14 protein-coding genes and 1 tRNA gene are annotated in these 17178 nt (G+C 39.0%); 7 read left to right on the forward strand and 8 right to left on the reverse strand.

Annotated elements, in window-relative coordinates:
* The first annotated feature begins 38 nt into the window (after positions 1–38).
* On the forward strand, positions 39–752 hold the full coding sequence (locus IO68_RS30695) for an aspartate/glutamate racemase family protein (RefSeq protein ID WP_004877353.1): 714 nt from the start codon (positions 39–41) through the stop codon (positions 750–752).
* 105 nt (positions 753–857) lie between these two features.
* Here the strand turns inward: IO68_RS30695 and secF are convergent, their stop codons facing one another.
* The 8 genes from secF to queA all read right to left on the reverse strand — a co-directional run bounded on the left by secF (position 858) and on the right by queA (position 9598).
* Positions 858–1826, reverse strand: coding sequence for a protein translocase subunit SecF (secF, locus tag IO68_RS30700; RefSeq protein WP_004877351.1), 969 nt, complete (start codon positions 1824–1826; stop codon positions 858–860).
* 10 nt (positions 1827–1836) lie between these two features.
* The gene (gene secD, locus IO68_RS30705) at positions 1837–3738 is read right to left on the reverse strand and encodes a protein translocase subunit SecD (protein ID WP_004877349.1); all 1902 of its coding nucleotides are present in this window, start codon (positions 3736–3738) and stop codon (positions 1837–1839) included.
* Between the two features lie 51 nt (positions 3739–3789).
* On the reverse strand, positions 3790–4119 hold the full coding sequence (yajC, locus tag IO68_RS30710) for a preprotein translocase subunit YajC (protein ID WP_004877347.1): 330 nt from the start codon (positions 4117–4119) through the stop codon (positions 3790–3792).
* 99 nt (positions 4120–4218) lie between these two features.
* Positions 4219–5349 (reverse strand): tRNA guanosine(34) transglycosylase Tgt, encoded by a 1131-nt coding sequence (gene tgt / locus IO68_RS30715; RefSeq protein WP_023014055.1) that lies wholly within the window; start codon positions 5347–5349, stop codon positions 4219–4221.
* Positions 5350–5511: 162 nt separating this feature from the next.
* Positions 5512–6081: a LemA family protein gene (locus tag IO68_RS30720; protein ID WP_019383705.1), complete on the reverse strand. Its 570-nt coding sequence runs from the start codon at positions 6079–6081 to the stop codon at positions 5512–5514.
* Between the two features lie 79 nt (positions 6082–6160).
* Positions 6161–7189, reverse strand: a complete 1029-nt coding sequence (locus tag IO68_RS30725; protein WP_023014056.1) for a membrane protein — start codon at positions 7187–7189, stop codon at positions 6161–6163.
* Positions 7190–7353: 164 nt separating this feature from the next.
* Complete coding sequence (locus IO68_RS30730; RefSeq protein ID WP_023014057.1) at positions 7354–8421, reverse strand: hypothetical protein; 1068 nt, start codon at positions 8419–8421, stop codon at positions 7354–7356.
* Between the two features lie 139 nt (positions 8422–8560).
* A complete protein-coding gene (gene queA / locus IO68_RS30735; RefSeq protein ID WP_007482668.1) occupies positions 8561–9598 on the reverse strand; it encodes a tRNA preQ1(34) S-adenosylmethionine ribosyltransferase-isomerase QueA in 1038 nt (345 codons plus the stop codon).
* Positions 9599–9777: 179 nt separating this feature from the next.
* Between queA and IO68_RS30740 the strand changes: the two genes are divergently transcribed.
* The 6 genes from IO68_RS30740 (at position 9778) to IO68_RS30765 (ending at position 17138) form a co-directional block, all read left to right on the forward strand.
* Positions 9778–9864: transfer RNA gene (locus IO68_RS30740), tRNA-Leu, on the forward strand.
* 115 nt (positions 9865–9979) lie between these two features.
* Positions 9980–10606, forward strand: coding sequence for a hypothetical protein (locus IO68_RS30745; RefSeq protein WP_023014058.1), 627 nt, complete (start codon positions 9980–9982; stop codon positions 10604–10606).
* A 178-nt stretch (positions 10607–10784) separates the two neighbouring features.
* Positions 10785–12056 (forward strand): sensor histidine kinase, encoded by a 1272-nt coding sequence (locus IO68_RS30750; RefSeq protein WP_023014059.1) that lies wholly within the window; start codon positions 10785–10787, stop codon positions 12054–12056.
* Between the two features lie 72 nt (positions 12057–12128).
* The gene (glnE, locus tag IO68_RS30755; RefSeq protein ID WP_023014060.1) at positions 12129–14879 is read left to right on the forward strand and encodes a bifunctional [glutamate--ammonia ligase]-adenylyl-L-tyrosine phosphorylase/[glutamate--ammonia-ligase] adenylyltransferase; all 2751 of its coding nucleotides are present in this window, start codon (positions 12129–12131) and stop codon (positions 14877–14879) included.
* A 29-nt stretch (positions 14880–14908) separates the two neighbouring features.
* On the forward strand, positions 14909–15835 hold the full coding sequence (locus IO68_RS30760; protein ID WP_004877335.1) for a branched-chain amino acid transaminase: 927 nt from the start codon (positions 14909–14911) through the stop codon (positions 15833–15835).
* Positions 15836–15977: 142 nt separating this feature from the next.
* A complete protein-coding gene (locus IO68_RS30765) occupies positions 15978–17138 on the forward strand; it encodes a nucleotide sugar dehydrogenase (RefSeq protein WP_023014061.1) in 1161 nt (386 codons plus the stop codon).
* Positions 17139–17178 lie beyond the last annotated feature (40 nt).

Genomic DNA, 17178 nt, shown 5'->3' on the forward strand with positions numbered 1-17178 from the left:
ATGATCGAATTTATTTTGTGGCTTAAAAATGTGCATAAATGGGAAAATCAACCCGAATCCAAATTATTAATCCGAATACCAGTATCAAAATGACACAGGCGATTGGTGAAGCTGCTTGTCAGGTCGCATTTGCTGATAGCGAAATTATTGCTCAATCTCCAGAGGAGGGTGTTCCTTCGATTGAGGGACATTATGACGAAGCAATATCGGCAATCGGTATATTGGAGCTAATCAAGCAAGGAAAAGAGCAGCAAGTCGATGGGCATATTATTGCTTGTTTTGGTGATCCAGCTTTACATGCGGCTAGAGAATTGGCGCATGCGCCTGTGATTGGAATCGCTGAAGCTGCATTTCATATGGCGAGTTTGATTGCAACAAAATTTTCGATAGTGACAACTTTACCTCGAACAAAAATTATTGCTGAGCATTTACTGCATCAGTATGGATTTGAAAGGAAATGTGAAAAGATTCGTTGTATTGATTTACCTGTATTGGCGTTGGAAAATGATAAGCAAATTGCTTATGAAAAATTATTAGAAAGTTGTCAACAAGCTAAAATGAATGATGATATTGGTGCAATTGTTTTAGGCTGTGGAGGAATGGCGGAAATGGCAGATCAGGTCAGTGCAGAGTTGGAAATTCCAATTATTGACGGTGTACGTGCTGCCGTAAAATTGATTGAAAGCTTACATCACTTAGGCATTAAAACGAGTAAATGGGGAGATTATGATTATCCTTTGGAAAAGTTATAAGTTAAGCCGTTTTCCAGAAGTCTCAATATAAAAAATTTAGCTAAGCTAAAATACAAAAACGCCAGCATTAAGCTGGCATTTTTTGAATCATCATAAAGTTTAGATTTAAGGAATCTCTTCTTCATCAAATTCAGGTTTAACTTGTACAATGAAGTCTTGACGGTTCAAGCCACGCCATAAAGCAAATGCAGTACCGATATAAATCGAAGAATAAGTACCGACAAATACCCCGATAATCATAGCTAAAGAGAACCAGTGTAGACCATCACCACCAATGAAGAACATTGCAAGTACGACGAGTAATAATGTCATAGAGGTGTGAATCGTACGGCGTAAAGTCTCAGTTAACGCAATATCCACAATTTCTGTTGGTGTAGCGCCACGGATCTTACGGAAGTTCTCACGAATACGATCCGATACAACGATGTTATCGTTAAGTGAGAAGCCAATAATTGCTAAAACTGCAGCAAGTACGGTTAAGTCAAATGACCATTGGAATAAAGCAAATGCACCAAGGATAAGGATGATATCGTGGAATAACGACATCACAGCACCCATCGCGAGTTTAAACTCAAAGCGAATAGTGACGTAAACCAGCATTAAAAGTAATGCTAGTGCAACTGCACCCGCTGAACGAACATAAAGCTCGTTACCGACTGCACCACCCACCGCATCGACTTTATGTACTTCAACGGTATTGTTTGGTAGTTGGACAGCTGTAGTGATTGCATTACTCAAGTCTTCAACTTGCAGATCTTCTTGAACAGGCATACGAACGATCAGGTCAGTGTTACTTCCTAGCGTTTGTACAACCGCATCTTTAAAGCCTGCTTTATCCAAGGCTTGAACAATTTGACTTGGTTGAACTGCTTGTTTGTAGTTCAATTCAGCAGAGATACCACCAGTAAAGTCCAAACCTAAGTTCAAACCTTTCGTTACGATAAAGAAGATACTAGCAATCGTCAGTAAGATCGAGAAGATTGCAGCTGGTTTAGCAATCTTCATGAAAGGGATGATTTTTAAATCATCTGGACGACCGTATTGTTTTGAGTCTTGTTGAGTCAGATTCGTCATATCAATCTCCTTAAATGCTCAACTTCTTCAAATCACGACGTTTGCCATAAATGATTTGTACAATTGCACGAGTCACTGTAATCGCCGTAAACATTGAACAGACGATACCGATCATGAGGGTCACAGCGAAGCCTTTAATTGGGCCAGTACCGATTGCAAACAAGATGAATGCAACAAGGAATGTGGTTAAGTTCGAGTCAAAAATAGTGTTATAGGCTCGATCATAACCCGCGACAATCGCCTGTTTAGGCGAGGCGCCCCATAGAATCTCTTCTCGTATCCGCTCACAGATCAATACGTTTGCATCGACGGCCATACCAATGGTAATCACGATACCCGCAATACCCGGAAGGGTGAGGGAAGAGCCAATCCACGACATTACTGTAAGAATCATTGCAAGGTTAAATACCAATGCAAAGTTTGCGATCAAACCAAATACACGGAAGAACACAACCATCCAGATCGCAACCAGTAAGAAACCGATTTGCGTTGAAAGAACACCCTTATCAATGTTTTCTTGACCTAGACTAGGGCCAACTACGCGCTCTTCAACGAAGTACATTGGTGCAGCTAAAGCACCCGCACGTAACATTAATGCTAGTTCTGCTGCTTCTTGAGGTGAGTCAAGACCCGTGATTCGGAATTGTGAACCCAATACTGCTTGAATCGTTGCCGCATTAATCACGACAGATTCTGTATAAGGTGTACGAACTTCAGTTTGAGTACCAGTTTGTGGATCATTCACATAGCTAATCTTTTGTTTATTCTCAATAAACAAAACAGCCATGCGTTTACCAACTGCATTACGTGTCGCATCAGCCATCAGCTTACCGCCAGCGCTGTCTAAGGTAATATTTACCTCAGCACCACCAGAGTCTTGGCTAAAGCCAGAGCTTGCATTTTGGACGCGCTCACCCGTTAAGATACGGTTACGATTTAAAAGCAGTTGGCGACCACTGTCTAAAGATTCATAAGCAAAAACTTCAGTACCCGGAGGGAGTGGTTGACCATTATATTTTCCAGAATATGGATCAATATATTGATCATTACTATCAGAAACTAAACGGAACTCTAAGTTTGCAGTACGACCTAAGACACGTTTTGCTTCAGCAGTATCTTGAACACCCGGTAGTTCAACCACAATACGGTTATTACCTTGAGTTTGGACTAAGGCTTCTGCAACACCGAGTTCATTAATACGGTTACGTAAAGTCGTTAAGTTCTGGTTGACTGCATAAGATTGAATTTCTTGACGACGTGCATCTGAGTAAGTCAGTCTTAATGTCGCTCCATTTGCTGTTGCAACTGATTGCTGAGTGAACTCATTACCGTTACGACGTAAGAAGTCAGCTGCAGCATCACGATCAGCGCTATCTGCAAATTGAACCGTAATGGTGTTATTGTTTAAAGCAAGATTGTTAAATTTGATTTTGTTATCACGAAATTGACGACGCAGATCAGTCGCAGACGTTTCTAAACGTTGACTAATCGCTTTATCCATGTCGACTTCGAGCAAGAAATGTACACCACCACGTAAGTCCAAACCGAGTTTCATCGGCTTAGCCCCAATCTTTTGCAGCCATTCAGGTGTAGTTGGCGCAAGGTTGAGAGCAACCACGTAGTCATCACCTAAATCACGGCGTAACACTTCTTTCGCTTTTAACTGTGACTCAGTTGTGTCCAAACGTAATAAAGCCGCATTATTGGTGAAGCTATTATCATGACTGCTAATGTTGGCAGTTTTTAAAATCTGCTCAGCTTTTTGCACCACAGTTTGATCAATCTGAGTCCCTGCTTTTGCCCCTGAAATTTGGACGGCAGGTTCATCTGGATACAAACTAGGAAGTGCATATAACGTACTGACCACAAGAACAACGAGGATCAGTAAATATTTCCATGCAGGGTAACGCATTCGTTTTCTTCTTAAATGAAAAAGTCGTGCTAAGGCACGACTATTTTATGATTAAAGGTTATTTAGAGTGCCTTCAGGAAGTACTGAAATAACACTTGCACGTTGGATTTTTACATCAACACCACGGCTGAGTTCAACAACAGCGAAATCACCATCAATTTTAGTGATTCTACCCATTAAACCACCAGCAAAAACGATTTCACTGCCTACGCCTAAACTTTCAACTAAAGAGCGGTGTTCTTTAGCGCGTTTCGCTTGAGGTCTCCAGATCAAGAAGTAGAAGATTGCAACGAAAACAGCAATCATCAATATGTTAGCCATTAAGCTTGGACCTTGTGCAGCTGCAGGAGCGGCGTGAGCGGTAGAAATGAAAAAGCTCATTTTAATTTCCTAATCAAATAAAAGCGAAAAAATTAACAATAAATTCCAATTCGTTTTGCAATGTACCTTGTCTTGCGTTTAGGCGCAAATCTTGATGCATCAATCTTCAGGGCAAGGTGGAACTTCTAATCCACGACGAGTATAAAAGTCCTGAACATATTCATCAAAAGTGCCATTGTCCAATGCATCACGCATACCTTGTGTAAGGCGTTGGTAATAACGCAAGTTATGGATTGTGCCGAGCATAGATGCCAGCATCTCACCGCACTTCTCTAAATGATATAAATAGGCACGCGTAAAGTTTTTACAAGTGTAGCAATCACAATGTGGGTCTAAAGGCCCTTTATCATGGCGATATTTACTATTACGAATTCTTACCAGACCATCGGTGACAAAATAATGACCATTACGTGCGTTACGAGTTGGCATCACACAGTCGAACATATCGACGCCACGACGTACTGCTTCTACGATATCTTCGGGCTTACCTACACCCATCAAATAACGTGGTTTGTCATGTGGCATTTTATTCGGTAAATAATCAAGAACCTTGATCATTTCCTCTTTTGGTTCACCAACAGATAAGCCACCAATCGCATAGCCATCAAATCCAACCTCTAAAAGACCTTTGAGCGACTCATCGCGTAAATCTTCATACATCCCACCTTGGATAATGCCAAATAACGCATTTTTGTTGTTCAGCTCATCATGGTGATGTGTTTTACAGCGTTTCGCCCAACGTAAAGAAAGCTGCAATGATTTTTGTGCTTCTTCATGGGTGGCGGGATAAGGTGTACATTCATCAAAAATCATCACGATGTCTGAATTGAGTACGTGTTGGATCTCCATTGATATTTCTGGAGATAAGAACACTTTTGAACCATCGATAGGAGAGCGGAAAGTTACACCTTCTTCTTTGATTTTACGCATCGCGCCTAAGCTGAATACTTGGAAGCCGCCTGAGTCAGTCAGAATCGGTTTATCCCATTTGATAAACTCGTGCAGACCGCCGTGCTCTTTGATGACTTCTAAGCCAGGGCGTAAATACAAATGGAAGGTGTTACCCAAAATAATTTGTGCTTGAATCTCTTCAATATCACGAGGCAACATGCCTTTTACAGTACCGTAAGTACCAACGGGCATAAATACTGGTGTTTCAACAACACCATGTTCTAAAGTGAGTCGACCACGACGGGCGCGCCCCGACTGACCTAATTTTTCAAATTGCATGACACCAATCCATCAAGGCGAAAAAACAGTTCGCTGATCAAAAACGGCTATTTTCCTTGATTATGGTGTCTAGTTCTACTACTAAATGTAGCCATAACCAAAAAATAAAAAAGCCAATTCAAGTGGAGACTTAAATTGGCTTTAAAATGATTGGACTTGAGTTTAAAAATTTGGTTTATAGTCAAAATTCTCAGTCGCAAGATTATCCCGAAATGGGCGAATTTCTTTCTTCGATAATGTCAGTGTATTGATCAGGTTGTTTGGGAAAACTTGGATGTGGTTGTTGAATAACTCAACATTACGGTTAAAGATCGTAATCGCAGCACCAACATTTTCGTTTTGCTCTTGAATGTCATCCATCATTTTGCTGTAAAGCGCATCAGCTTTTAACTCTGGATAATTTTCTACAACGACGTTGAGGCTACGGATGAGTTCTTTACTCATTTTTTCGATGCTTTGTAGTTGAGAAATATCCGTATCATTGACATTCAAGTTCAAGATTTGTTGACGAAGCTCTGTAACTTTTTCTAAGGTTGATTTTTCAAACTGAGTGTATTGCGCCAAGGTTGCTTCCAAAGCCTCTAAAGTTTTTACTTTTTGGCGTTCAAAGTTAGCGACTTCTGACCAAGCTCGTTTAGTGGCATTGAAGTAACGCACAATCGTATTGCGAATATTGATGCCCCACACAATCAATATAACAAAAATCCCCAAGAAAATGAGCAGGCCCATCATTGTCGTTCTCCTTATTGTTATTGCTATAAATCCGCTCTTTTGAAAAGAGAGCAACTGTGTTGAAAACAGTGAAATGGATTTAGCGAATTAAGTTAAGCATGTGTTGCTGAAATTTTTGATATTGGGGCATGGTCATAGTGCGTAAATGACCACGCAACGCTGGAATATCATGAATCTCATCTCGTTTACTTGTGGTTTGAAAGAGGTCTTGTTCACCCACATAGCAAAGAATTTTCTCTTGATGATGATAAATTAAATCACCACTAAAATGTTGAAAAAAATCATTTAACTTTAGCGTCATACTAGGACTAACCTCCCTTGCGAGTTGATGTTGGTCGCATCCAAAAATATTGATTTTTCGATTAATTAAAATATCGCTACTTTGCCAAGAACAATTATACGGTTCAAAGAATCGCGAGCGTTGATTGCTTACAGCAATACCGAGTGCTGGCATTTGAAAAATGAATGCACCCCATAAGTCCTTTTCAATTTCTTTTACGATTTTTTTATCAGTATTGCCATCCTGAAAAATAGGCATTTCACTGACGTATTGATATTTAAATACCAAGACTTGATGTTCAATTTCACCATCATTCCATGTTGTAGAGGCGTAATAGGTGATTTCATTTGATTTATCCCCACGATTGAAAAGTGGGAAGTATTGCTTTAATCGACTGATAACCAATATCGGTTGTGCTTGGATTGGAAGGTATGCTGGAAGTTGTTGAAACTTTAATCCATAGCGTAAATCAATCATTCGTTGTTCAAGATAATGAATCACTTGTCTGAGCGGTTGTTGCGATTCATAAAGCAGATAGGCTAGAAATCCTGTGAGGAATGCACCTAAAAAGCTCCATATAAATTGGATATGTGGATGGAGAAAAAAGCCAAAAACTAAAGTGCTAATACTGGTCATGGCTAATAAATAGGGGAGTACATTAAAAAAACGTAGACTATGATCTTCTCGCCAAGGATGTAATTTATCTAATAGCTCTTGATCACTATGAGACGTTTGCCCAGCTTCCCAAAGTCGAGCAATATTTCGAAAAACCTGTGCATTTTTTTTACGTCTGATATGTAAGGCTTCTTGTACTGTGTCGATCGGCATGGGATTAGTCGGTTCATTATAATAAATCTGTATGATTTAGATTATGCTTTAAATTTCAGAAACTAAGAAGTGTCTTAATCGTGCTTTTTATACTTGGCGAATTCATTAGAGTATATGGAGTTGTTTTTATTGTTCAGCTAATTCATTGATGATCTATCATTTATTTACGCGTTTGAAGAGTATGATGATGAGGACGATACTTTATAAATATCACTTCTGAATCTGCTACTTCGTCGTGGAGTTTCAATGATTAGATGTTTAAGTGCATCAGCAAATTTTTCAAAGTTTGGCATACGGATTTTAGCTAGTTGGTCAGCCAAATCAGCAACCGTGTTAACTTGATATAGATCAGATTCTATTTGAGATAAATCTACATCACATATCCAACATAGTGTTGCTGTTTTAGGATGTACATAAAAGTCCCCAGAAAACTGATGCAATATTTTCTCTAAGTATAGTAAACGTTCAGGACTTAGAAAGCGTGCAAGTTCAAATTCGTCAATACCACTTTGTTGAAAGCTTTGATTAAAGCGTATATCGCTTGATTGCCATTCAACACCCAAGCGACATAGTTTTTTCTGCTGGGTAGAGATGCTTATACCTCTTACAGGAAAGTTTTCTAGAAAGATTCCCCACAAACAACGCTGTACATCTTTGAGTTCCCATTTGTCTTTTGCAACCCGAACCATTTCTCGATTGACATATTGATAATCAAAAACAGAGTAGGCATATGTGTGCTCTTGAATATGCCACTGACCATTAAATAGAAAATGGATATTATTTTTTTGACTACCTAACTTAAAAAGAGGAAAGTTTGTTTCAATGTGTTTGTGCTGTTCCAAATCCTGTTCAGAGTAAAATTTGAAATTGTATTTATTTTCTAAGCAATAATTGTTGAGTTCATCGAATAGAGCATTTAACTCTGTGGATGGGGTATACACTGAATAGCCAAAAAGTAACATGCAAAATGCGAATAGGATTAAGGATATTGCCCAGATTGAAAATGATGTAAAAATAATACCTATACAAAGAGTAATGAGCCCCATAATGACTGTATTTACTGTCAAACTATTATTTATATAAAGTGTTTGATTCGACATGTTTCTTAATTGTTGAAGCAGAACATCTATTGGCGGTTTAGTCTCTAATAAAGCCTTTACCGTTTTTATATTCTGGCGTGTTTGCTTATTGTGATCACGTTGTTCTTTTATTTGTTGATCTATAAAACTCATCGTATTTATTCCGGAATAACATAATTATTTCACTAGACTTATCTAGCTCCCAATCTTAGAAAGCTAGATAAGATGTGAATTTTATGAAATTTATTTTTGCAAATTTATAATTGGTTTTTTATCGCTAAAGCACAACTTCTTAAAATTTTACTTGATCAACCAACATCGCATCGCCATAACTAAAGAAACGATAACGTTGCTCAACTGCATGTTTATAAGCCGCTAGAATATTGTCGCGATTCGACAAAGCTGAAACCAACATCAATAAGGTCGATTCTGGTAAATGGAAGTTGGTAATCAAACGATCCACGATGCAGAACTGATAGCCTGGGTAAATAAAAATTTGCGTATCACCAGTCCAAGCGGCAATTTGTCCTTGATTTGCTTGTGCAGCACTCTCTAAGGCACGAGTTGCTGTTGTGCCTACAGCAATCACTTTATTTCCACGGGCTTTGGTTTCTAAAATCAAATCAATCGTTGCTTGTGGTACATCGCACCATTCACTATGCATAATGTGATTGGTAATGTCAGTCGTGCGCACAGGCATAAATGTACCTGCGCCAACATGTAAAGTCACAAATGTTTTTTGCACGCCTTTTGCAGCTAGTTTTTCTAATAAATCTTGGTCAAAGTGCAAACTTGCTGTTGGTGCTGCAACACTAGCAATTTTTTCAGGATCGTGAAAAACCGTTTGATAGCGTTCAGTATCAATGTCTTCAGCTTCACGATTGAAATATGGTGGAATCGGTAACTGTCCATATTGATCAAGTACAGATAAAATAGGTTGCGAAAACTTAACGACAAATAAGTTTTCATGGCGGCCTTGTACGGCTACAGGAACAGCATCTTCACCAATATAAAGTTCTGCACCAGCTTTGGGTGAGTTGCTCGATTTAATATGGCAATGCGCTGTATGCGTATCCAACATACGTTCAACGAGGACTTCGATCGCACCACCTGTAGCACGTTTTCCTTTTAATCGTGCTTTCATGACCTTTGTATCATTGAGTACGAGTAAGTCTCCATCTTCCAATAGATCTAAAATATCGGTAAACGCGTGGTCGTGATACTGACCGTTTGCATCGATATGGAGTAGGCGTGATGCACTACGGCTATCTAGAGGATAGCGAGCAATAAGTTCATCTGGAAGATCAAAAGAAAAGTCGGAGAGTTGCATACATCTAAAACATTGCAAAAATTGCACGTAGTATAGTCTTTTTTAAGTTTTCTCGCTGAGCTAGATATTTATTGATAGAAAAATATCTGAATGATTTAAAAGTGAGCAATAAGTGGTAGATGGGGTTTGACAATAAAATCAAACAGGTTATGATACGCAACACAAAGCATCGCACTCTTCCCGAGGTGGTGAAATTGGTAGACGCGGCGGACTCAAAATCCGCTGTCAGAGATGACGTGTCGGTTCGAGTCCGACCCTCGGGACCAAGATTCAAAGACCCCAAGCTGGTATTAAAGGCTTGGGGTTTTTTTAATATTTATAACCTGTAAATTAAATATATTTCTCAATAAGAATCTATAGTTCAACAAAAAAGGGGGAGAAGTGTTAGATCTAATAATAAAAGCATTGCCAATTTTTTTAGCTATAGTGCCGCTATTTGTTTGGTTAGATAAAGCAAAAAGATTTACTCATCGAAGAAAATTTTATTTAGAGAGGCTAACAGCTGTAACTGAATATATCGAAAATTATTATGGAAAAGATAAAGAAAAGATCGAAAAAGATTGTGCCGCACAGGCATTAGTATGTTCTGAAAAGGTGAGTTATCTTGAAGTAGATTATGTAATTAAAGAATATCCCCAAAGATTTTTCATCATGATCAAGAAGTTGGTCACTGCCCGTCATATGGTAGATACAACTTTGGATGATGGAAAAATAGCTTTAACGGCAAAATCTTCAAAACAGAGTTATAAAAAGAAAAGATGGGTTTTGGTTGGATGCTATTTTTCATCCATGATAATTATTGAGTCGAATAATTTATTGGTTTTTTTAATGAATAAATTAGGGTTGGTAACATTGCAAGTTGATGCTTGGGTACTTTTAGCTGGGACTATAGTCTCGTTAGTTATTGGAATATTTGTGGCTTTAATTTCTGGATTACTATTTTTGAGTGTAGATGCATTGATTGAGATTTATGATGATTTAAAAGTACAGCATGTACCTAGAGATTAGCTTATCTGTTGGGATTTTATCTAAGTTAAAATTTAATGAAATTTCACGTTTTGTTGCGAATTGATTGATTCTACAATTGCGTTTTTTGTTAAAGTTTGTTAATACTAAGTGATAGTTTTCTCATTTTTTTTAAATAAAACGTAAGTAATGGTATAACGATAATATTCGAGAGGCGTGCATGGCTATTCAATTATTAGAATTACAGCAAGCCGAAAAGCTAAGTGCTTGTAAACTATCTCTTTCTATGGGGCTTAACTCAGACCAAAACACGCTTGAACAATTCTTACAATTTAACCGCAAGTTGATGCAGACTGGCACAGCTTTACTTGCCTTTCACCAAGAACCTTATTTATGGCATCGCTGTTCAGAAAAATTAAAAGCAATTGATACCGCAAAAATCACAAAAAGTTTAAATACGTTATTTGTCAACGATGATCTGATTGACCATTCACATTCACAATATCCAACATTGATTGGTTTTCTCAATGCGTTGAAATGCAAGGCAGAATCAGCTATCGCAGTACATTTGCGACATTCCGACCAAACATCTTTAGGTTATCTCATTCTACTCGATACAAAAGTATTGGAATTTACTGAAACGCAAAAACAACTTCTTCAAGAACATTGCAAAAACTTTATGCAACAGCTCGAGTTAAAACTGAATCATGATGAATTAAAAGAATTATATGAACAAGAATCTGCATTAAATTTTAGTAAAACTAAGTTTTTCTCGATCATTTCCCATGATTTACGTGCACCATTTCATGGTCTCTTGGGCTTCTCTGAAATTTTAGCCAAAGAACGCGAAACTTTGGATGAGTCTAGTATTCAAAATATTGCTGACTACCTCTATGACACATCACAGTCCACTTACAACTTATTGGAAAGTTTGTTGAATTGGGCGATGGCTGAAGGTGGGCGTTTTGTTTATCACCCAATTAATTTTAAATTACGACAGATCACCGATATTGTGACGGATATTTTAAAAACCTTAGCTTTGAAGAAAAATATTCAACTGATTAATCAAGTAGATGAAAACCTAAAAGTCTATGCTGATATGAATATGATCACTTCTTTGATTCAAAATCTTGTGTCAAATGCGTTGAAATTTACGGATATTGATGGTTCTGGAAAAGTTTACATCCAAGCCCAAAATAAAGGTGAAATGGTCGAGATTAGCGTAAAAGATTCGGGTTTGGGCATGACCGATGAGCAAATACAAAATCTATTTCAACCACGTATCACCATGAGTTTCAAAGGTACAGCTGGCGAGAAAGGTGCTGGTTTAGGTTTGTCTTTGTGTAAGCGTTTTGTAGAACTCAATCATGGTGAGATTCATGTGGTTTCTAAGGATGGTGAAGGGACAACATTTAAAGTGACATTGCCTGCAGAGCGTGAACACGTTGATTTATGTACAGATCAACGTAAAAGTAAAGCAAAATTAGCCTAAAGAGATTTTAAACATAAGCTTGTAACTGATATAACTAAACACGATGAGATGACATCGGTAGAGCCTTTTTATATGAATGCGGAACAGCTACAAAAAACCTTAGTTGCAAGTCAGTATGCAGAACAAGTTTTAAACCTATACCAGTCACAACTAGAACAAGATTATTCAGAAGATCAATTTCTTTGCTCGTTGTCTACACAAAGCATCCATCAAAAAGTCCAAGAAACTGTTGCAGAGATCAATGATGAACAGGTATGGATGAAAGCGCTACGTATCCTAAGAGCGCGTTTGATGTTTCGTTGGATTTGGCAGGATGCTAACCAGCTTACCGATGTGGTGACCTTAACCCGTGAATTATCTGATTTTGCCGATGCGAGCATTTGTGCCGCAAAAGCATTTGCACGTATCCCACTTGTTGCCAAGCATGGAGAACCAATCAGTTATGAGGGGAAAGTTCAAGACCTGATTGTTATCGGGATGGGGAAATTAGGTGCACAAGAACTTAATCTTTCAAGTGATATTGATCTCATTTTTGCCTTCGATGAACAAGGCGAGACCAATGGTCGAAAATGCATAGATGTACAACAGTTCTGTATTTTATGGGGGCAGAAACTGATCTATTTACTCGACCATATTACCGCAGATGGTTTTGTATTTCGTGTAGATATGCGCTTGCGTCCTTGGGGCGATGGTTCTGCGCTTGCGATTAGCTATATGGGTTTAGAAAAATATTTGAGCCAGCATGGACGTGAATGGGAACGCTATGCTTGGATCAAGGCAAGGGTTATCACTGGCGGTAAAGCAGGTGCTGACTTGATGGAAATGGCACGTCCGTTTGTGTTTCGCCGTTATGTAGATTATTCAGCATTTGCTGCGATGCGTGAAATGAAAGCCATGATCGAACGAGAGGTCATGCGTCGTAATATTGAGGACGATATTAAACTCGGTGCAGGCGGTATTCGCGAAATCGAGTTTATTGTGCAGGTTTTTCAGTTGATTTATGGTGGCTCAAAGCGTGAATTACAAGATCGTCAATGTTTAGCGAATTTGCATCATTTAGGTGAAGCGGAACTTTTAGACCAACAATCCGTTGATGATTTGGAAGACGCTTATCTTTTTTTAAGACGTGTTGAGCATGCAATTCAAGCCCTGAATGATCAGCAAACACAATCATTACCAACTGAGCCTGAGTTAAGGCAGCGCATGTTGGATACGCTTGGTTTTCAGGATTGGACTGCTTTCATTAACTTGTTGAATCAGAAGCGAGACAAAGTCACAGTACAGTTTAAGCAATTAATTCAAGAAAAAGAATTTTCAGAACCGATTGATGATTTTGTAAAACTTGAACAGAAATTAGATGCTGTACTAGATGACGATGCAAAGAATCTCATTCAAAACTTTTGGCATGGACAAGCATTAAGGAAAATTCCTGCTAGTGCTTTAGAACGATTGAAAAAGTTCTGGCCGCATTTGATTGAGGCGATTTTACAGTCGGACCAACCGCAAATGGCTTTGCTACGATTGATGCCATTAGTTGAATCCGTGCTGCGTCGAACGGTATATCTGGTCATGCTAATGGAAAGTCGGGGGGCTTTACAGCGTCTAGTGAAAATGGCAACGGTAAGTCCTTGGATTTGCGAAGAATTGGCGCAATATCCTGTGTTGCTGGATGAGTTTTTGTCGATGGATTTCGGATTACCTCAACGGCAGGATTTAGAAGATTCTTTACGTCAGCAATTACTTCGTATTGAAATTGATCAAGTCGAAGATCAGATGCGTGTACTCCGCTTATTTAAGAAGAGTAATGTGCTGACTGTCGCGGCGAGCGATGTACTTGCAGAAAGCCCATTGATGAAAGTGTCTGATGCGCTAACAGATATTGCTGAAGTGAGTGTGCAGGCGACTTTAAATTTGGCCTATGAATCTGTTGCACAGCGACATGGCTATCCTGTAAGTACGACAGGAGCACGTTGTAGCTTGGATGCGAAAGGCTTTGCTGTGATTGGCTATGGCAAGCTCGGTGGAATTGAATTGGGTTATGGCTCAGATTTGGATTTAGTCTTCATTCATGCTTTTGAAGAACAAGCTGAAACGGATGGTCGAAAGAGCATCAGTAGTGCTGAGTTTGCGATCCGTGTTGCACAGAAATTCATGTCACTCATGACAACCCAAACCTTAGATGGTCGTGTGTACGAAATTGATACACGTTTAAGGCCGTCAGGAGAGGCGGGAATGTTGGTGACCAGTCTAAAAGCATATGAGCAGTATCAACAAAAAAGTGCTTGGTTGTGGGAGCATCAAGCTCTTGTTCGGGCACGTTCAATCGCAGGTGAGACAACGCTTTGCCAGCAGTTTGAAGAAGTTCGCTGTCAGATCCTGACACAAGTCCGTGATGAAAATGAAGTTCGTGAAGAAGTATTAAAAATGCGCCAGAAAATGAAAGATCATTTGGGTTCATCTTCTGAACAAAAAAAACATGGGATTTTTCATTTAAAACAGGACTCAGGTGGTATCGTTGACATTGAATTTATGGCACAGTATGCAGTGCTTGCATGGAGTGGGACGAATCCTGATCTCGCCCATTTTTCCGACAATGTAAGAATTTTAGAAGATGCTGCTCAAGCAGGCTGCTTATCAAGTGAAGATGCCTCAGCATTGATACATGCTTATCTCCGTGAACGAGCTGAGAGCCACCGTTTAGCACTTGCAAATCAATCCATGCAAGTTAATGCTGCGGACTGGCACGATACCCGCGAGATCGTTTGCAAGTTATGGCAAAGGTTAATTGATCCAAGCGCAACAATTGCATTGGATAGTGAATGATTGTGTAGTAAAAGTTTGGAGTATGCGCCGTGAATTTGGCTGATCGTGATGGTTTTATTTGGCAAGATGGAAAAATGGTTGATTGGCGTGATGCAAAAATTCACGTCTTAACACATACTCTGCATTACAGTATGGGTGTTTTTGAAGGCGTCCGTGCTTATGAAACCCCAAATGGAACAGCAATCTTCCGCTTACAAGATCATACTAAGCGCTTATTAAATTCTGCAAAAATTTATCAAATGAATGTTCCATTTGATCAAGCGACTTTAGAACAAGCACAAATTGATGTCGTGCGTGAAAATAAGTTAGCTTCTTGCTACCTACGTCCTTTGATTTGGATTGGTTCTGAAAAATTAGGTATCGCTGCAACTGAAAATACTGTTCATGCTGCTGTTGCTGCATGGGGCTGGGGTGCTTACCTTGGTGAAGAAGCGATGGCTCGTGGCATTCGCGTTAAAACATCTTCGTTTACGCACCATCACCCGAACGTGACGATGTGTAAAGCAAAAGCATGTGGTAACTATACAGTATCGATCTTGGCTCACCAAGAAGTTGCTCGTGCGGGTTATGATGAAGCGATGTTGCTTGATCCACAAGGTTTTGTCTGCCAAGGTGCTGGCGAAAACGTATTCTTGATCAAAGATGGCGTATTACATACTCCAGATTTGGCAGGTGGTGCACTTGAGGGGATTACCCGCCAAACAGTGATTACGATTGCCAAAGATCTTGGTTATGAAGTCGTTGAGCGTCGTATTACGCGTGACGAATTCTATATTGCTGATGAAGCATTCTTTACAGGTACGGCTGCTGAAGTTACGCCTATCCGTGAATATGATGACCGTGAAATTGGTTGCGGTTCTCGTGGTCCGATTACAACAGTAATTCAAAAAACATTCTTTGATGCTGTTCAAGGTCGTAATGATAAATATGCAGATTGGTTGACTTATATCAAATAAGTGACTTAAATCTTGAAAAAAGCGAAGCCTAGGCTTCGCTTTTTTATTGCTGGTTTGTCAAAAGATTGCAATTAAACCATCATCAATCTTTCATTTTAGTTGATTACGGTGTCTCTAAGTCGAATAAAAAAATAGAGATCGAATGAAAATTACTGTCGTTGGTGCGGGTTATGTAGGTCTATCGAATGCCTTATTATTTTCCAAACAACATGATGTGATTGTACTAGATATAGATAAAACTCGGGTAAAGAGCATTAACCAAAAAGTGTCACCTATCAGTGATACATGTATTCAAAACTACTTAACTGAAGCCAGTGTTGAGGCTACATGTGATAAAGAATTTGCTTATCAAAATGCAAAACTCATTATCATCGCAACACCCACTAACTATAATCCTGAAACCAATTATTTTGATACCTCTAGTATTGAAGCGGTCATTGATGATATCCAAAAAATAAATCCAAAGGCGTTGATGATTATCAAATCGACGGTGCCCGTTTGTTATACCAAAGAGATTTCTAAAAAGTTAAAGCTCAAAAACCTCATTTTCTCCCCAGAATTTTTAAGGGAAGGGCAAGCCTTACAAGACAACTTATATCCTTCGCGAATTATTGTGGGCGAAAAGTCAAAACGTGCTGAAAAGATTGCCAAGTTATATTTGAAAGCGACGGTAGAAAAGAATGCCGTGTTATTGTGTGTGGATTCTACCGAAGCTGAGGCAATTAAGCTTTTCTCCAATACTTATTTGGCCATGCGTGTCGCTTTCTTTAATGAGCTTGATACCTACTGCATGAAAAACAAATTAAGTGCCTTGGATATTACGACTGGGGTTGGATTAGATCCGAGGATTGGTGATCATTACAATAATCCATCCTTTGGTTATGGTGGCTATTGCTTGCCCAAAGATACTAAGCAGTTGTTGGCAAATTATCATGATACACCACAGGAGTTAATCTCCGCGATCATTCGCTCAAATCAGACCCGTAAACAGGCGATTATTGCGGATATTTTAAGCCGAAAAGTCTCTTGCGTTGGAATCTATCGACTGACGATGAAAGCTGATTCTGATAATTTTAGAGAGTCTGCTGTGCATGATGTACTACAAGGTTTAGCCGATGAGGGAATCCGCGTTGTGATTTATGAGCCAACATTGGATGTAAAAGAGTATCTAGGTCATCCTGTTATTTCGAGCTTACAAAAATTTAAAGCAATGTCAGATTTGATTATCGTAAATCGAATGGTGCCGATGTTCAGTGATGTGATGGAAAAAATTTATACTAGAGATTTGTTTGGCATTAATTAAGCTTTTATTTGTGTCGTCTGTTGGTGAAATACCGACAGAC

This window comes from Acinetobacter sp. COS3 (genome assembly GCF_000475335.1).
Lineage (GTDB): Bacteria > Pseudomonadota > Gammaproteobacteria > Pseudomonadales > Moraxellaceae > Acinetobacter > Acinetobacter venetianus.

Coding starts and splice junctions, on each gene's coding strand:
- tgt (WP_023014055.1), bottom strand. CDS start 5,349: ATGCAATTTGAAAAATTAGGTCAGTCGGGGCGCGCCCGTCGTGGTCGA.
- IO68_RS30765 (WP_023014061.1), top strand. CDS start 15,978: ATGAAAATTACTGTCGTTGGTGCGGGTTATGTAGGTCTATCGAATGCC.
- IO68_RS30695 (WP_004877353.1), top strand. CDS start 39: ATGGGAAAATCAACCCGAATCCAAATTATTAATCCGAATACCAGTATC.
- IO68_RS30720 (WP_019383705.1), bottom strand. CDS start 6,081: ATGATGGGCCTGCTCATTTTCTTGGGGATTTTTGTTATATTGATTGTG.
- IO68_RS30730 (WP_023014057.1), bottom strand. CDS start 8,421: ATGAGTTTTATAGATCAACAAATAAAAGAACAACGTGATCACAATAAG.
- yajC (WP_004877347.1), bottom strand. CDS start 4,119: ATGAGCTTTTTCATTTCTACCGCTCACGCCGCTCCTGCAGCTGCACAA.
- IO68_RS30750 (WP_023014059.1), top strand. CDS start 10,785: ATGGCTATTCAATTATTAGAATTACAGCAAGCCGAAAAGCTAAGTGCT.
- secD (WP_004877349.1), bottom strand. CDS start 3,738: ATGCGTTACCCTGCATGGAAATATTTACTGATCCTCGTTGTTCTTGTG.
- secF (WP_004877351.1), bottom strand. CDS start 1,826: ATGACGAATCTGACTCAACAAGACTCAAAACAATACGGTCGTCCAGAT.
- queA (WP_007482668.1), bottom strand. CDS start 9,598: ATGCAACTCTCCGACTTTTCTTTTGATCTTCCAGATGAACTTATTGCT.
- glnE (WP_023014060.1), top strand. CDS start 12,129: ATGAATGCGGAACAGCTACAAAAAACCTTAGTTGCAAGTCAGTATGCA.
- IO68_RS30725 (WP_023014056.1), bottom strand. CDS start 7,189: ATGCCGATCGACACAGTACAAGAAGCCTTACATATCAGACGTAAAAAA.